At 62.4% G+C, this 16,102-nt stretch carries 10 protein-coding genes and 1 pseudogene; 3 read left to right on the top strand and 8 right to left on the bottom strand.

All coding sequences use genetic code 11. The annotated features are described in order from the left end of the window. The 7 genes and pseudogenes from CIB54_RS14040 to CIB54_RS14010 all read right to left on the bottom strand — a co-directional run. Nucleotides 1-1,410, bottom strand: a pseudogene (locus tag CIB54_RS14040) (DHA2 family efflux MFS transporter permease subunit); the annotation flags it as partial. Next, nucleotides 1,410-2,609 carry an HlyD/EmrA/EmrK family protein gene (locus CIB54_RS14035; protein WP_101220091.1) on the bottom strand — a complete coding sequence of 400 codons (1,200 nt, stop codon included), beginning with the start codon at nt 2,607-2,609 and terminating at the stop codon, nt 1,410-1,412. The gene CIB54_RS14035 and the pseudogene CIB54_RS14040, both read right to left, overlap by 1 nt. A gap of 15 nt (nt 2,610-2,624) precedes the next feature. Continuing rightward, entirely contained in the window at nt 2,625-4,076 is a 1,452-nt protein-coding gene (locus CIB54_RS14030; RefSeq protein WP_065953092.1) for an efflux transporter outer membrane subunit, read from the bottom strand. Further along, nucleotides 4,073-4,546 (bottom strand): MarR family winged helix-turn-helix transcriptional regulator, encoded by a 474-nt coding sequence (locus CIB54_RS14025; RefSeq protein WP_065953091.1) that lies wholly within the window; start codon nt 4,544-4,546, stop codon nt 4,073-4,075. Before CIB54_RS14025 ends, CIB54_RS14030 begins: the two co-directional genes overlap by 4 nt. A gap of 235 nt (nt 4,547-4,781) precedes the next feature. After that, nucleotides 4,782-8,468, bottom strand: a complete 3,687-nt coding sequence (locus CIB54_RS14020; protein WP_191950069.1) for a translocation/assembly module TamB domain-containing protein — start codon at nt 8,466-8,468, stop codon at nt 4,782-4,784. Next, nucleotides 8,468-10,195 (bottom strand): autotransporter assembly complex protein TamA, encoded by a 1,728-nt coding sequence (locus tag CIB54_RS14015; protein WP_065953089.1) that lies wholly within the window; start codon nt 10,193-10,195, stop codon nt 8,468-8,470. Before CIB54_RS14015 ends, CIB54_RS14020 begins: the two co-directional genes overlap by 1 nt. Nucleotides 10,196-10,259: 64 nt before the next feature. Beyond that, nucleotides 10,260-10,910 carry a GNAT family N-acetyltransferase gene (locus tag CIB54_RS14010; protein ID WP_065953088.1) on the bottom strand — a complete coding sequence of 217 codons (651 nt, stop codon included), beginning with the start codon at nt 10,908-10,910 and terminating at the stop codon, nt 10,260-10,262. Nucleotides 10,911-11,079: 169 nt separating this feature from the next. Here CIB54_RS14010 and xthA point away from each other — a divergent pair, with 169 nt between their 5' ends. Together xthA and CIB54_RS14000 are read left to right on the top strand one after the other, a co-directional pair. Further along, the gene (gene xthA / locus CIB54_RS14005; protein ID WP_065953087.1) at nt 11,080-11,892 is read left to right on the top strand and encodes an exodeoxyribonuclease III; all 813 of its coding nucleotides are present in this window, start codon (nt 11,080-11,082) and stop codon (nt 11,890-11,892) included. 239 nt (nt 11,893-12,131) lie between these two features. Further along, the gene (locus tag CIB54_RS14000) at nt 12,132-13,463 is read left to right on the top strand and encodes a substrate-binding domain-containing protein (protein WP_101220089.1); all 1,332 of its coding nucleotides are present in this window, start codon (nt 12,132-12,134) and stop codon (nt 13,461-13,463) included. Nucleotides 13,464-13,585: 122 nt separating this feature from the next. Here the strand turns inward: CIB54_RS14000 and CIB54_RS13995 are convergent, their stop codons facing one another. Next, nucleotides 13,586-14,815, bottom strand: coding sequence for an acyl-CoA dehydrogenase (locus tag CIB54_RS13995; RefSeq protein WP_065953085.1), 1,230 nt, complete (start codon nt 14,813-14,815; stop codon nt 13,586-13,588). A gap of 167 nt (nt 14,816-14,982) precedes the next feature. Between CIB54_RS13995 and CIB54_RS13990 the strand changes: the two genes are divergently transcribed. Continuing rightward, nucleotides 14,983-15,918 (top strand): LysR family transcriptional regulator, encoded by a 936-nt coding sequence (locus CIB54_RS13990; RefSeq protein WP_027606275.1) that lies wholly within the window; start codon nt 14,983-14,985, stop codon nt 15,916-15,918. Nucleotides 15,919-16,102 lie beyond the last annotated feature (184 nt).

Raw genomic sequence — 16,102 nt, 5'->3', positions numbered from 1 at the left:
CATGTAGGCCTGGCTGGTGAGGATCTGGTCCAGTTGCGCATACGCCTTGTGCCCTGCCCCTCCAAGCGCCTGCAAGGCGTCGCGGGTCGCCGAGTCGTAGGTGGTCATGTTCTCGCTCATGTAGGCATGGTGCTGGTCGGCCCGGCGGATCCAGATCCAGGTGGTCAGCGACGCCGCAAAGCTGCCACCCAAGGTGCGCAGGAAAGTCGCCAGGCCCGCGCCGTCGGCAATCTGCTGGGGCGGCAGGTCGGACATCAGGATGCTCAGGGTCGGCATGAAGAACAGCGCCACGCCGATGCCCATGAACAGTTGCACCAGGGCGATGTGGGTAAAGTCCACTTCGTTGGTGAACCCCGCGCGCATGAAACAGCTCAAGCCGATCGCCAGGAACGCCAGGCCCGCCAGCAGGCGCAGGTCGAACTTGTTCGCGTACTTGCCCACGAACGGCGACATCAGCACCGGCAGGATACCGATCGGCGCCACCGCGAGTCCCGCCCAGGTCGCGGTGTAGCCCATCTGGGTCTGCAGCCATTGCGGCAGGATCAGGTTGATCCCGAAAAAGCCCGCGTAACCCAGGATCAGCACGATGGTGCCGATGCGGAAGTTGCGGTAGGCGAACAGGCGCAGATTCACTACCGGGTGCTTGTCGGTCATCTCCCAGATCACGAACACCGCCAGGGCAATCGCCGAGATCACCGCACCGATAATGATGAAGTTGGACTCGAACCAATCCAGGTCATTGCCCTTGTCGAGGATGATCTGCAAGGCGCCGACACCGACGATCAGGCTCAACAACCCCACATAGTCCATCGGCTGGTAGCTGGTGACCACCGGACGTTTCTTCAACTGCGCACGCACCACCATCACCGCAAAAATGCCGATAGGCACGTTGATGAAGAAGATCCACGGCCAGCTGTAGCTGTCGGTGATCCAGCCGCCGAGGATCGGTCCCGCAATCGGCGCCACCACCGTGACCATCGCCAGCAGCGCCAGGGCCATGCCGCGCCTGGCCGGTGGGTAGACCGCGATCAGCAGCGTCTGGGTCATCGGGTACAACGGCCCCGCCACAAGCCCCTGCAGCACGCGAAAGCCGATCAACTCGGGCATCGAGGTGGAAATACCGCACAGGAACGACGCCAGCACAAACAGCATGGTCGCCCACAGGAACAGCTTCACCTCGCCGAAGCGCCGGCTCAACCAACCGGTGAGCGGCAAGGCAATGGCGTTGCTCACCGCAAACGAAGTAATGACCCAGGTGCCCTGCTCCGAACTCACGCCCAGGTTGCCGGAAATGGTCGGCAACGCCACGTTGGCGATGGTGGTGTCGAGCACCTGCATGAAGGTCGCCAGCGACAGCCCGATAGTGGCCATCAACAGGCTGGGTGGCGTGAACGAGGCGTTATTGCTCATCAGCGTTGCGCAGCCTTGGGAGCGGCGACGCTGTTGTCATGGATCAACTGGTTGATCATGGCATCGGCCTCGGCGAGTTGGCGGTCATACACGTTGGTGGTGAACGAAGCCTTCTGCGGCGGCTGTTGCGCCAGGACCGGGCCGCTCTGGTCGTGCAGGTCCACATTGACCACGGTGCTCAAACCCACGCGCAGCGGGTGCTTGGCCAGTTCCTCGGCATTGATGTGGATGCGCACCGGTACGCGCTGCACGATCTTGATCCAGTTGCCGGTGGCGTTCTGCGCGGGCAACAGGGCGAACGCGCTGCCGGTGCCGGCGCCGAGGCTGTCGACGGTGCCGCTGTACTTCACGTCGCTGCCGTAGATGTCCGACTCGATGTCCACCGGCTGGCCGATGCGCATATCACGCAGTTGGGTTTCCTTGAAGTTGGCATCGATCCACAGCTGGTCCAGCGGAATCACCGCCATCAGCGCGGTACCCGGCTGGACGCGCTGGCCCAACTGCACGGTGCGCTTGGCCACATAGCCGGTGACGGGTGCAATCAAGGTGCTGCGCGCATTGGTCAGGTAAGCCTGGCGCAGTTGCGCGGCGGCGGCTTGCACATCCGGGTGGGACGAAATCACCGTGTCATCCACCAGGGCGTTGGTGGTCTTGAGTTGCTGCTCAAGGTTGGTCAAGGCGTTCCTGGCGGCGGTCAGGCTGTCACGGGCGTGGGACAGTTCTTCCAGGGAAATCGCGCCGCCCTGCGCCAGGGTCTTGCGTCGGTTGTAGTTGTCCTGGGCCGTCTGCACGTCGGCTTTCTGCGCGTTGACCTGGGCTTTCATACCATCGACGTTGCTGTACAAACCACGCACCTGGCGCACCGTGCGCGCCAGGTTGGCCTGGGCACTTTGCAAGCCGACGGCGGCGTCGTTGGGATCGAAGTTGACCAGCACCTGGCCTTCGTGGACCAGATCGCCATCGTCGGCGCCGATGCTGACCACGGTGCCGGTGACCAGCGGGGTGATTTCCACCACGTTGCCGTTCACATAGGCGTCGTCGGTGCTTTCGTTGAAGCGCCCATAAAGCTCGTACCAGGCCCATACGCCGACGACACCGAGAATGACGATCAGCGCCAGGCCGATCAGCATGACTTTGCGTTTGCGCGGGTTGTTGTCTTTGGGTTGTTCAGTTGCGTTGTTGCTGTCGGCAGTGGCCATGACAAATACCTCAAATTATTCCGTGCGGGTGGCTGGGGTGGTCGCGGCCACGTTGTTGGCGTCGAACCCGCCACCCAGGGCCTGCATCAATTGAATCGACAGATCGATCTGCGCAGCATTCAAGGCCGCCAACTGACGCTGGGCCTGCAGCAATTGCTGCTCGATGCTGAGCACATCCAGGTAATTACCGATGCCGGAGCTGTAGCGCTGCACCCCGGTGTCGTAGGACTGCTGGGCGATGTCGGCGGCGTGTTGCTGGGCCTTGATCTGCCGCCCGGTGTCGCGCAATTGCGACAGGGTGGTACCGATATCACCCAGGGCCTGCACCAGGGTCTTGTTGTACTGGGCCACGGCCAGGTCGTAATCGGCGTCGCGGGCATCGAGGTCGGCGCGCAGGCGGCCACCGTCGAAGATCGGCAGCGACACGGTCGGCGCAATGTTGAAGAAACGACTGGCCGAACCAAACATCGCGTCCCCCAGCAACGACTCGGCGCCGGCGCTCGCGCTCAGGTTGAGGTTGGGGTAGAAGCGGGTCTTGCTGGCGGCGATGTCCTTGCTCGCAGCCTCCACCCGCCAACGGGCGGCGACCAGGTCCGGCCGCCGGCCGAGCAACTCGGCGGGCAACACGGAAGGCACGGCGACGGCGGCGGGTTTGAGCACCGCCGGGCGGGCAAGCTCGTTGCCACGGTCGGGGCCTTTACCGAGCAATACGGCGAGGGCGATCCTGGCGCTTTGCAGTTGTTTTTCCGCATCGATCAACTGCGACTGGGAGCTGGCTTCCAGGCTTTCGGTCTGCTGGTACTGGTACTCGCTGTCGATACCGGAGCTCAGCCGGCGCTGGCTCAGGTCGAGCATCTGCCGGGTGCGCTTGAGGTCATCCTCGGCCAGGTCACGCACGATGTGCGCCTGGCCCAGGTCGCTGTAGGCCTTGGCCACGTTGGCAGCCAGCGTCAGGCGGGCGGCCTGCTGATCGACTTCGGCGGCGCGGGCCTGACCCAGGGCGGCTTCCCAGGCAGCGCGTTGGCCGCCCCACAGGTCGAAGTTGTAATTGAAACTGGCGCCAATGTTGCGCACGGTCGAGTAGGCATCGCCCTCCCCGCGCGGGTCCTGGTCCCTGGCCAGCCGCGAACGGCTGACACCGGCACTGGCATCCACGGTGGGCAGGCGCGCGGCGTTGGCGGCATAGGCCGCAGCTTCGGCCTGATGGGCACGGGCGCTGGCGACTTGCATGTCGGGGCTGTTTTGCAGCGCTTCCTGGATCAGCCTGTCGAGCTGTGGGTCGCCAAGGCCTTTCCACCAGTCGGCGCTGGGCCAGGCGGCATCCGACAGCGTCACGCCGCTCAAGGATTTGCCGGTTTGCAGGGCGTTGGCGTCCAGGCGTCGGCCCTGGGTGTCGAGGCCGCTGTAGTTGGCACAACCGGCCAGCGTCATCGCCGCCAGCACCAGGCTGAGTGCGCGTGTGTTCATTGTTTACCTACCCGCTGGATCGTGATGGGGTCACCCGCAGCGATCAGAATTTTCTTGAGGATCCGTTCCAGGGTTTCCAGCTCGCCCGACTCAAGGACGCCGGCCAGTTGATTGAGGGCCTGGGCGCCGATGTGCGGCAGCATGTCCGCCAGGCGCTGGCCATCGGCGGTCAGCACCAACTGCACCTGGCGGCGGTCCAGCTCGGAACGTTTGCGGCTGAGCAAGTCTTTCTGCTCCAGCCGGTCGAGCATGCGCGTCATCGAACCGCTGTCCAGGGACAGGTGGCGGCACAGCTCGGCCGGGGTGTCGACGCCGAACTGGGCCATGATGATCAACACCTTGAACTGCGCGGCGGTGATGCCGTGGGGTTCCATATGAGTGTCGATGATGCGGTCCTTGAGGATCGCAGCGCGGCCCAGCAACAGGCCGAGATGGCAGTTGTGAAAATTGTCGGGGGTGAAGTGGGGCATCGAAAGTCACCTTATTACTGCCTAGGCAGTGAATGTGTGACGCGATATTACTGCTTAGGCAGCGAATGTCAAATGGAACAGTTAGGTTGCTTGGTAACTGACCAAAAGCTCGAGTGAAATAAAGAACCCATGTGGGAGGGGGCTTGCCCCCGATAGCGGTGGGTCAGCTACAGATTAGCTGACTGAAAAACCGCTATCGGGGGCAAGCCCCCTCCCACATTTGACCCAGTTGGGCTTAGAAGTCGCGCTTGTAGAAGATATCCAGGGAGCTCGCCACGCCTGTGGCCACCTCCAGGTACACCTTCTTGCTCAACAGATAGCGCAAGGCAATGGTATTGGCCGGTTCGAACACCCCTACGCCGTAACGCAGGCTGAGTTTGTCGTTGATCTTGCCGCTGGCCACCACCGCAGTGCTGTTGCCGGTGCCTTGGGTATCCAGGTCGAAATCCTGGATGCCCAATTTATTGGCGATGTCCGAGGTCACCCCTGCGCTGCCCATCAGGCCCAGGCCCAGGGCGGCTTCGGCAAGCATGTTGTTGTCTTCACCGTTGTTGGTGCGCGAACGTCCCAGCACCAGATAGGACAGCGCGTCCTCCTGAGCCATGGCGGGCTCTGAGAAAATCTGCGTGGTCGGTTGTTCGGCGCTGCCGCTCAGGCGAATACCGGCGGTCACGGTTCGGGACGATTCGACCACTACACGGACAGCTTCGATGTCCAGGAATGGCTGGTCCAACGGCCCGGCAAACAACAGCCGTGCACGGCGCACGTTGAGGCGCTGGCCGTAGGCGCGGTAGCGGCCGTCGTTGAGCCACAGTTCGCCGCGGGTGTCCATGTTGTCGCCGATATGCACGTGGCCCTGCACTTTGGCGGTGAGGCCGAAGCCGGCGAAGTTGAGTTGGTCTTCACCCACTTCCACATCGATATCCATAGCCATGGCCATCGGCGGTTTGCCTTCTTCGGTCTGGCTGCCGACGATCACCGTGTCATCGGAGACCTTGACCGTCGAGGGCGGCAGCTCGCGCACGGTGATATCGCCGCGCGGGATGTGCACCTTGCCGGCGATCGCCAGCTTGTCGTCCTTGAGGCTGATCTTGAGGTCGGGGGCCACTTCCAGCTTGGCATAGGGTTCCACGCTGACCGGCAGTTGCGAGCCCTTGAGGCTGAGGTCGACCACCAGGGCGCGGCCCCAGTCGATCTGGCCCTTGAGGCTGCCCTGCCCGGCCTTGCCGCTGTGCCAGCCGCCGTTCAACTGCACGCTTTCGCCGGCGATCTGCGCCTGTAGGTTCAGGCCCTCGAGGCTGATGGGCAGTTCCGGCCCGGATACTTCACCGTCCACCAGGTTCACGTTGCCGTTGACCAGGGGCGCGAGCAACCCGCCGGAGATGCGGCCATTGCCGTTGAGCTTGCCGTTGAGCTTTTCAACCATCGGCACAAAGGGTCGCGCCACGGCGAGGTCCAGGCCGGTGAGGCTGAAATTGCCGGTGATCGGCTTGCTGGCCGGCAACGGGTTGATCTGCGCCTGCAACAACAACTCGCCCAACTTGCCGCCACGGAAATTCAGTTGGGTATCGATGCGCTTGGGGTTCAGGGTGGTTTCCAGCTTGAGGGTATCGTAGGGGAAATCCAGCCACTGGCCCTTGTCCCTGACACGCAGGTTGCCGCCCCCGGCGTCCACCGAGACCACGCCCTTCGGGCCGCTGGCCGGCAGGTCGAGTTGTACGTCGGCATTGAGCCTGCCCTGCCAGGCGAAGTCTTTGGGCAGGAACGCCGCAAGACTGTCGATTGGGAATTGCTTGAGGTGGTAGCGCAGCTTCGGCTCAGGCATCAGGCGCTGGTCTTCGCCACACAGGCTGGCGCCACCAGACACCCAGCAGTGCGCGGCGAAGGTCAGCCTGCCGTCGGCCAGGCGCTCGATTTTCGCCGGGGCCTGCAGCCGCCAGTCCTGGCCACCGGCTTGTACGTCACCGCTGGCCAGGCGCCCACGCCAGTTGCCTGCGTCGAGGTTGCCATCCAGCGCCAGGGCCAGTTTGAGCAACGGTCCGGCCAGCTCCACCTGAACCTTCTGGTTCTTGATATCGCCCTGGGCGCTGGCGGTGAGTGTGCCGACCTGGGTCTCGCCGCTTTGGATGCCGCTGCCCTTGAGGTGGATGCTGGCGCGCTGGGCGCTGTCCAGTGTCGCGTCGAGGTTGAGACTTTGCAGGCGGTTATCGGCCAATGCCAGTTGCTGGCCTTTGAGGTCGAGCGTGCCTTGGGGCACCTTCAAGGTACCGGCAACATCGAGGCGGCCATTGACCTGCCCGCGCAATTGCGGCCAGAGCTGGGCCAGGCGCGCCAGCTTGATGTCGATCTGCCCGGCCAGGCGTTGCTGCAGGCTGCCGCTGCCGTTGATGCGGTTGTCGCCCAGGCGGATGTCCAGGTTGGCGAGGGTCCATTGCTGCCCCGCGCCTTCGGCCTTGGCCGCGAACACGGCGGTCTGCCCGCGCAGGCGGCCTTTGAGGTCGAGGTCGGCGTTGAGCTTGAGTTGCTCGTTCTTGAATTCGCCTGTGCTGCGCAGCGGCCCGGCCAGGGTGCCGGGCAATTCGGCGACCCAGTACGCCGGGTTCAATGCCGACAGGTCCAGCGCGGTGTCCCAGGCGATACCGTCGGCAAACTGTACGTTCAGATGGCCCTCGGCCTTACCTTGACCTGCGCTCAGTTTCAGTTCGGGCAGGAAGATCTGCTTGAGGTCGCCGCTGAAGGGCGTGACCACTGTGAATGCGCCCGCCGGGCCGTCAAGGTCGGCCTTGAGGTTGCCCAGGTAGTTGCCGTCCTTGTAGGAAACCTCACCATTGAAGGTGCGCAAGGCCACCTGCGGTTCGTCGATCAGCGGATAGAGGCGGTGCCAGGGAAAGTCCAGCCAGTCGATTCTGGCGTCGGCGCGCAAGCCTTGTTGCCAATCCAGGTTGGCGCTGAGCGTGAGGCTTTGCTTGTCGCCGGCGTTCAGGTCGAGGCCGGCGATCTGCGCGCCCTTGGCGTCGACCTTGCCTTGCAGCAGTAAATCCACCGGGCCTTTTTCCGCCGGTAATACCGCCTTGCCCAGCAACTGATAACCCTCTTTAAGGTCACCCTTGGCGCTCAGGTCCAATTGGTTGAGTTGCAAGGTGTCGGGCAGATCGGCGCTGGGCTTGAACGCCTCGGAGGTGATGCGCAACTGCGCCGGCAGGTTTTCCGCCAACGGTTGCAGCTCGCCGCTGAGCTTGGCTGGCAGGTAACCGCTGCTGTCGGCGTCGAGCTTGAGGGTTTTGAGCAGGTCTCCGTCGATCTTCAGCGCGACGGTCCAGGGTGCGCCGCCCGGCGCGTAGGGCAAGCTGAGCGTGCCGGTGGCATTGAGCGGCCAATCGCCGGTGGGTTGCAGCAGGCCGGCGAGGTCCAGCACCAGGTCGTCGCGCTGCAAATGAACAGCGTCGATCTGCAGGCCGGCGGCGGTCCAGTGCGCCGCCAGTTGCAGGCCCTTGAGTTCTTCGCTGCCGTTGAACAGCAGGCTGGCGATGCGAACATCGCCCAGTTGGATGGCAACCGGCAGCTTCAGTTCGGGCAGTTGGATCGGCCCGCTGCTGCTTTCTTCGGTGCTGGGTGCGAACGCCAGGCTGACCTGGTCCACATCCAACTGGTCGATGCACAAGGTCATGCGCAACAGGCAACCCGGCGACCAGTCAAGCGTCGGCGCCTTGAGTTCGACGCGGCTGCCGTCCTGTTGCCACAGCACGTGGTCGGCGCTCCACTGCCCGCCCAGGCGTCCGTGAAAATTCTCCACGCTCAAGCCCGGCACCTGGCCCAGAACCCAGCGACTGCCTGCCTGGGTACCGAGCAGCGTCCACAGCGTCAACAGCAACAGCGCGAGGACGGCAATCAATGCCAGCCCCGCTATTTTCAAACCACGCATCACAGCTCAGGCCCCATGGAAAAGTGCAATCGAATGCCGCCCGGATCTTCCAGGGCATGGGCCAAATCGAGGCGGATCGGGCCCACGGGCGAGACCCAGCGCACACCCACCCCCACGCCGGTTTTCAGACTGGGCATATCCAGGGTGTTGAACGAGTTGCCCTGGTCGATAAAGGTCGCGACCCGCCATTTCTCGGTGATGGAATACTGGTATTCGGCGCTCAGCGCCACCATGTAGCGGCCGCCGATGCGGTCGCCACGGTCGTTTTCCGGCGACAGGGTCTGGTATTCATAACCGCGCACGCTCTGGTCGCCACCGGCAAAGAAGCGCAGCGACGGCGGCACCGACTTGTAGCCATTGGTGGCACTGCCGCCCACTTGCGCGCGGCCCAGGAAGCGGTGGTTATCCCACAAGGTGGTCAAGCCCTTGATCGTGGCGGTGCCATACAGCAGGTTGGTGTCGGAACCGAGCCCTTCCTTGGCGACTTTGCTGTCGAACATCAGGCGATAGCCGTTATGCGGATCGATGCGGTTGTCGCTGCGCAGGTAGGAGTAGCTGATGCCCGGCATCACCAGGTTACTCAGGCCCGAGTCATTGCCCAGGCGATACTCTTCACGCTGGTATTTGAGCGAGATGACCCGGGTCCAGCCGCTGGGCAACTTGCTGTGCCATTCGGGGCCGAGGGTGAGCAGCTTGCTCAAGGTGTCGGTGTTGGCGATCTCTTCATTCTGATAGCCACCGGCGAAGCGCAATTTGTCGGTGAGCGGAGGGTCGAGCGGAATGTCGTACCACAGGCCGACGTTCTGTCGCGGCGCCGACAACTCGGCTTCCCAGCCATAACTGTGGCCCTGGGGATTGACCCAGTGGCGCGTCCAGTTGGCCTTGCCCCGCGGGCCGACGTCCGTCGAAAACCCCAGGCCCAGGCCCATGGTGCGTGGCTTGCGCGTGTCCAGTTGCACGGCCACCGGAATCACGTCATTGGTCGAGGCAGTGGGGCTGGCGTCCACCCGCACGCTTTCGAAGAAGCCACTGGCTTGCAGGTTCTGGTTCAGTTCGGCGATCAGTTCGGAGTCGTAAGGAGTGCCACTGTCAAAGGGCACCATGCGTTGCAGCAGTTCTTCATCGAACGGCGTGTCGCCGGTGAAGCTGACCTTGCCCATGCTGTAGCGTGGGCCGCTGTCGTAAACCAGTTCGATATCGGCGACACCTGCCTGGGGGTCGACGGAGAGTGTCTGGCGGGTGAAACGCCCACTGAAAAAGCCGTAGCGCGACGCCTGGTTCTGGATCAGGCGCTTGGCGTCATCGTAATGGCCGTGATTGAGCACCGCGCCGGGCTTGAGATCGTCACTGGCGGGCACGCGAAATGCCTTGAGGCTCGCCGCCGGGCCATCGACCCGCAGGGTCACGTTGCGCAGATGCACCGGCTCGCCGGGGTCGATGGTCAGGATCAGGCGCGGGTTCTTGCCGCCCTTCACATCGCTGGCGATCAGTGGTTGATAGAAGCCCAGCGCCTGGGCCGCTTTGCGCGCCTGCTCTTCGGCACCGCGGCTGAAGCGCAGCAGGGCTTCTTCGTCACGATCGCCAACCCCGCCGATGTAGCCTTCGATGTTGGCTTTCAGCGCGTCATTTGAGGGTTTGATCCGCACGTCCAGTTCGCTTTGCGCCAATGCGCCGCAGCTTGTGAACAGCAGAACCAAGCCGCTGGTAAATCTTCCTGGAAACTTCATAGGCGCGGATGCTACACGAGCGAGAGAGGAACTTTGAACCCGGATTTATCTGAATAATTCTGTCTCAAGTCGTTGCAGCAGTTAACGCCTGGGGATTGGGATGAAAAAACACATGCTCCAGGACAGGTCCTACGGCAATTTCACCGATTTCCTCATAGCCCTGGCGCTTATAGAAATCCAGGTAACGGGAATTGCCCGTGTCGAGCACCACGCCCGATGAGTGCGGGTCTTCGGCGCACCAGTTGTGAACCGCTTCGAGCAATTGTTCGCCATAGTGGTGACCTTGCAACTGCGGGTGAATGCCCAGCAACGGCAACACGTGCACCGACTCACCGGGCAGGCACGCCAGCACGGCCTGATGGTACTCCAGGTAACGCCGCGTACCGCGCACACCGGTGCTCAACCACATGCGGATCTGCCAGGCCCAGCTCTCGGTGATGCCCAGGCGCCGCTGCGGCGGCGCGATGAGGGCGACGCCGATCAAACGATCGTTGACGAACAGGCCAATGGCCGGAAGTTTCTGGAAAAAATGCTGCTTGACCAGTTCCCGCACCGTAGCGCGTACCCGCTGTTCATAACCTGGCCGCTCGGCTTCGAAGATGTAGGCGAAGGTCGGTTCGTGACGGTAGGCCTGGTACAACAGGGAACGCGCTTCGCGGGAATAACCGCTGTTGAGCACGCGAATCTCGGCAGCGGCCGTCGAGGTGTCAGGCATAACAATCAATCTCCTGGACGCCATGCAAAAAGATGGCGCTCTTATGGGTACGAACCTGCGCAGCGCCAGTCGTTCCCAGACATTAGCAGCGCACGCGTCCTACTGCCACGCTGGCCCCCGTCCGACTTGTCGGCTAGCATCGCCCTTTTGCCAGACTGGACCGCCGACCATGAAAATCGTCTCCTTCAATATCAACGGGCTGCGTGCCCGCCCCCATCAGCTGGCGGCGCTGATTGAAAAACACCAGCCGGATGTCATTGGCCTGCAGGAAACCAAGGTCCACGACGACCAGTTCCCGCTGGCCGAAGTCCAGGCGCTGGGCTACCACGTGTATTACCACGGCCAGAAAGGCCACTACGGCGTGGCCCTGCTCTCGCGCAAAGAAGCGTTGAGTGTGCACAAGGGTTTTGCCACCGATGAAGAAGACGCCCAGCGCCGGTTTATCTGGGGCACCTTCGCCGACGAGAGCGGCAACCCGGTCATCATCATGAACGGCTACTTTCCCCAGGGCGAAAGCCGCGACCACCCCACCAAGTTCCCGGCCAAACAGCGCTTCTATGAAGACCTGCAGCAACTGCTGGAAAGCCGCTTCAGCAATGAGCAGGCACTGGTGGTGATGGGCGACGTGAATATCTCCCCGCAAGACTGCGACATCGGCATCGGTGCCGACAACGCCAAACGCTGGCTGAAAACCGGCAAGTGCAGTTTCCTGCCGGAAGAACGCGAATGGATGGCCCGCCTGAAAAACTGGGGCCTGGTGGACAGCTTCCGGCACTTGAACCCTGAGGTGACCGACCGTTTCAGCTGGTTCGATTACCGTAGCCGTGGCTTTGAGGACGAGCCCAAGCGCGGCCTGCGCATCGACGTGATCATGGCGTCCAATGGCTTGCTCCCACGGGTCAAGGATGCCGGCGTCGATTATGATTTGCGGGCATTGGAAAAGCCGTCGGACCATGCGCCGATCTGGTTGGAATTGAGTTAATTCCCTGACACTACTCGGTCAACTGTGGGAGGGGGCTTGCTCGCGAAAAACGCCAACGATAACGCGTGCTTTCTGAATGAACCGGGTGCCTGTGAATTTTTCGCGAGCAAGCTCGCTCCTACAGAGGGCCAGGGCAAGCCGCCGCCTCCCACAGTTTGATCTGTGGTGTATCGGTCATATGTTTGCAATCCAACTGACTTAATCTCGCAGCACTTCCTTTGGCGCAAAAAGGTGCCGGCATGAGGCTGCGCGTTCTGTTACTGCTGACGCTTTTCCCGTTTTTCGCTGTGTCCGCCCCTCTCCCGCTTCCCGATCAAGGCCCGGCATTGCGCCTCCAGGGTTCCAACACTATCGGCGCGGGGTTGGGCCCGGCCCTGGTCAAGGGGTTGATGGAGCGCCAGGGTTTGCAAGGCGTGTACATTGAACCCGCCGAGGGCGCCAATGAACAGCACGTGATCGGCAAGACCCGTCAGGGTAAAACCGTGAGCATCGACGTAGCCGCCCACGGTTCCAGTACAGGATTTGCCGCGCTGAAAAACCACAGTGCCGACCTCGCCGCATCGTCGCGACCGATCAAAGACACCGAACGGGTCGACCTGCAAACCCTGGGCGACCTGAAAAGCCCGGAAGCCGAACAGGTGATCGCCATCGATGGCGTGGCAATCATCCTCAACCCCCGCAACCCGCTCAATACGCTGGACACCGAGCAACTGGCGCAGATCTTCAATGGCCAGATCAGCACCTGGGAAGCATTGGGCGGCGTTGGCGGCGCCATTCAGGTGTACGCCCGCGACGACCGGTCCGGCACCTATGACACCTTCAAGGAACTGGTGCTGAACCGCCGCGACAAACCGCTGGTCGCCTCGGCCCGGCGTTTCGAGTCCAGTGAAGCGCTGTCCGATGCGGTCAGCCAGGACCCTCAAGGCATCGGTTTTATCGGGCTGCCCTACGTGCGCCAAGCCAAGGCAGTGGCCATTGTCGATGGCGACTCGCAACCGATGCTGCCACTGAACAGCCTGATCGCCACCGAGGATTACCCGCTGTCCCGGCGCCTGTACTTTTATCTGCCGCCGGCGACGCATAACCCCTGGGCCAAGGCATTGGTGGATTTTGCCCAAAGCAGCCAGGGCCAGGCAATCGTCGCGGCCAACGGCTTCATCGCTCAGCACGTGCAGGCGATCGGCGTGACGCCACGCGCCTCGATGCCCGCGGATTATCAGGCAATCGTGCGCAACGCCCAGCGCCTGACGGTGAATTTTCGTTTCGAGGAAGGCAGCGCCAGCCTGGACAACAAGGCGCGCCAGGATGTACAGCGGGTGGTGGCCTACCTGAAAAGCCACGGCAAACTGCACAAGCAAGTGACGTTGGTGGGGTTTGGCGATGCCAAGAATGATCCGCAGCGGGCGGCCTTGCTGTCCAAGTTGCGGGCCATGGCGGTGCGCCGGGAGTTGGTGAAAAGCGGCGTGATATTGCGCGATATTCGCGGGTTCGGCGCGCAGATGCCGGTGGCGGCGAATACGGCAGATGAAGGGCGGATCAAGAATCGGCGGGTGGAGGTTTGGGTGTACTGAGGCTGGTTTTTTTGGATTGTTCGATCCGGCCTCATCGGGGGCAAGCCCCCTCCCACATTTTGACTGTATTCACACATCCAAGTGTGGGAGGTGGCTTGCCGCCGATAGCGGGCGACGCGGTCTCACTGCCCGCCGCGCATCAGCTCCCTGGGCACATACTTGCCAATCTCGAACTTGCCGATCGCCGCACGGTGCACTTCATCCGGGCCGTCGGCCAGGCGCAGGGTGCGCTGCATGGCGTACATATAGGCCAGCGGGAAGTCATTGGACACACCGGCACCGCCATGAATCTGGATGGCGCGGTCGATCACTTTCAGGGCCACGTTGGGCGCAACCACCTTGATCTGGGCGATTTCGCTTTTGGCGACTTTATTGCCGACCGTGTCCATCATGTACGCCGCTTTCAGGGTCAGCAGCCGCGCCATGTCGATTTCCATGCGCGAGTCGGCGATCTTGTCGATATTGCCCCCCAGGCGGGCCAGCGGCTTGCCGAAGGCGCTGCGACTGACCGAGCGTTTGCACATCAATTCCAGCGCGCGCTCGGCCATGCCGATGGAGCGCATGCAGTGGTGGATACGGCCCGGGCCAAGCCGGCCCTGGGCAATCTCAAACCCGCGCCCCTCACCCAACAGCACGTTTTCGTAAGGCACGCGTACGTTGTCGAACAGCACTTCGGCGTGGCCGTGTGGCGCATCGTCGTAGCCGAACACCGGCAGCGGGCGCAGGATTTTGACGCCGGGCGCATCCACCGGCACCAGGATCATCGAGTGCTGCTGGTGGCGTGGCGCATCCGGGTTGCTCAGGCCCATGAAGATCAGGATCTTGCAACGCGGATCGCAGGCGCCGGAGGTCCACCACTTCTTGCCGTTGATCACCCACTCATCGCCTTGGCGTTCGGCGCGGGCGGCCATGTTGGTGGCGTCCGAGGAGGCCACATCCGGTTCGGTCATGGCGAAGGCTGAACGAATCTCGCCGCGCAACAGCGGCTCGAGCCAGCGCTGTTTCTGCTCTTCATTGGCGTAACGCACCAGCACTTCCATATTGCCGGTGTCGGGGGCGGAGCAGTTGAACGGTTCCGGGCCCAGCAATGAGCGGCCCATGATTTCGGCCAGTGGCGCGTATTCGAGATTAGTCAGGCCGGCGCCCAGCTCGGATTGCGGCAGAAACAGGTTCCACAACCCCTCGGCTTTAGCCTTGGCTTTGAGCTCGTCCATGATGGCAGTGGGCTGCCAGCGGTCACCTTCGCTGACCTGGCGCTCGAACACCGGCTCGGCCGGGTAGACGTAAGCGTCCATGAATGCGGTGACGCGTTCACGCAGTTCCTGAACCTTGGGCGAATAGGCGAAATCCATGAGCGGCTCCCTTCTCTGAGAGGTTGTTTAGGTCATGCAATCGATGCTAGAACAGCGTTGATAATTTACCTAGCCTATTCTCGGCGTGTATTAACATTCATCACCGATATATGATTGGCGTCGGAAGACATAAAAAATCGCCCCCTGATAATAAGAGCGCAATCCACATGAATCTGAGCAAGGTCGACCTCAACCTCTTTATCGTCTTCGACGCAATCTACACCGAAGCCAACCTCACCCGTGCCGGGCAGATTGTCGGTATCACCCAGCCGGCAGTGTCCAACGCTCTGGCACGCCTGCGCGAGACGTTCAACGACCCGCTGTTCGTGCGCACCGCCCAGGGCATGGTGCCCACGCCGATGGCGCAGAACATCATCGGCCCGGTGCGCAACGCGTTGTCGTTGCTGCGGGTTTCCGTACAGGAGAGCCGGATTTTCAACCCGCAACAGGCGGCCAAGACCTATCGCATCAGCATGACCGACCTGACCGAAGCGGTGATTTTACCGCTGCTGTTCCAACGCCTGCGCCGACTGGCGCCGACGGTGGTCATCGAGAGCTTCCTGTCCAAACGCCGCGAAACCACCAAGGAACTGGCCGCCGGGCGCCTGGATTTCGCCGTGGATGCGCCGCTCAACACCGACCCGCAAGTGCGCCACGTCAAGCTGATGGAAGACCGCTACGTGTGCGCCATGCGCAAGGGCCACCCGATGGCGGGCAAGGACAAATTCACCCTGGATGACTACCTGTCGCTGACCCATATCCATATTTCCAGTCGCCGCAACGGCCTGGGGCATGTCGACCTGGCCCTGGGCAAGATGGGCATCCAGCGCAAGATCGCCCTGCGCTCCCAGCACTATCTGATGGCGTCGCAAGTATTGCAGCAGACCGACATGGTCATGACCGTGCCCGAACGCTTCGCCCGTCGCCATGAGCTGCACTGGTTCAACCTGCCGGTCAATGATGTGCCGCCGGTGGAAACCCATTTGTACTGGCATGAAAGCACCGACCAGGACCCGGCGAACCGCTGGATGCGCGAACAGATGATCGAGTTGTGCCAGCAAGTTACTGCCCACGAGAAGAAGCTGGATAAGCAACAGGCCTGAGGTTGCAGGAGGCCCCAGTGTAGGGGGCTTGCCCCCGATGACCATAACGCTATAGCGCCCACCGCTAACCACGATGCGAAGCGAGCCGCTCTTGATCTTGATCTTGATCTTGATCTGCTTTTGATCCTGGGCGCCCCGTCAAACCACGCTGGCCGAACGCAGGCTTGAATCCGTGGGCAACCCG

It is taken from the genome of Pseudomonas fluorescens (assembly GCF_002837185.1).
Classification (GTDB): Bacteria; Pseudomonadota; Gammaproteobacteria; order Pseudomonadales; family Pseudomonadaceae; genus Aquipseudomonas; species Aquipseudomonas fluorescens_AM.
Note: the sequence above shows the minus strand (reverse complement) of the source record. Positions and strands in the feature narration are given on the sequence as shown.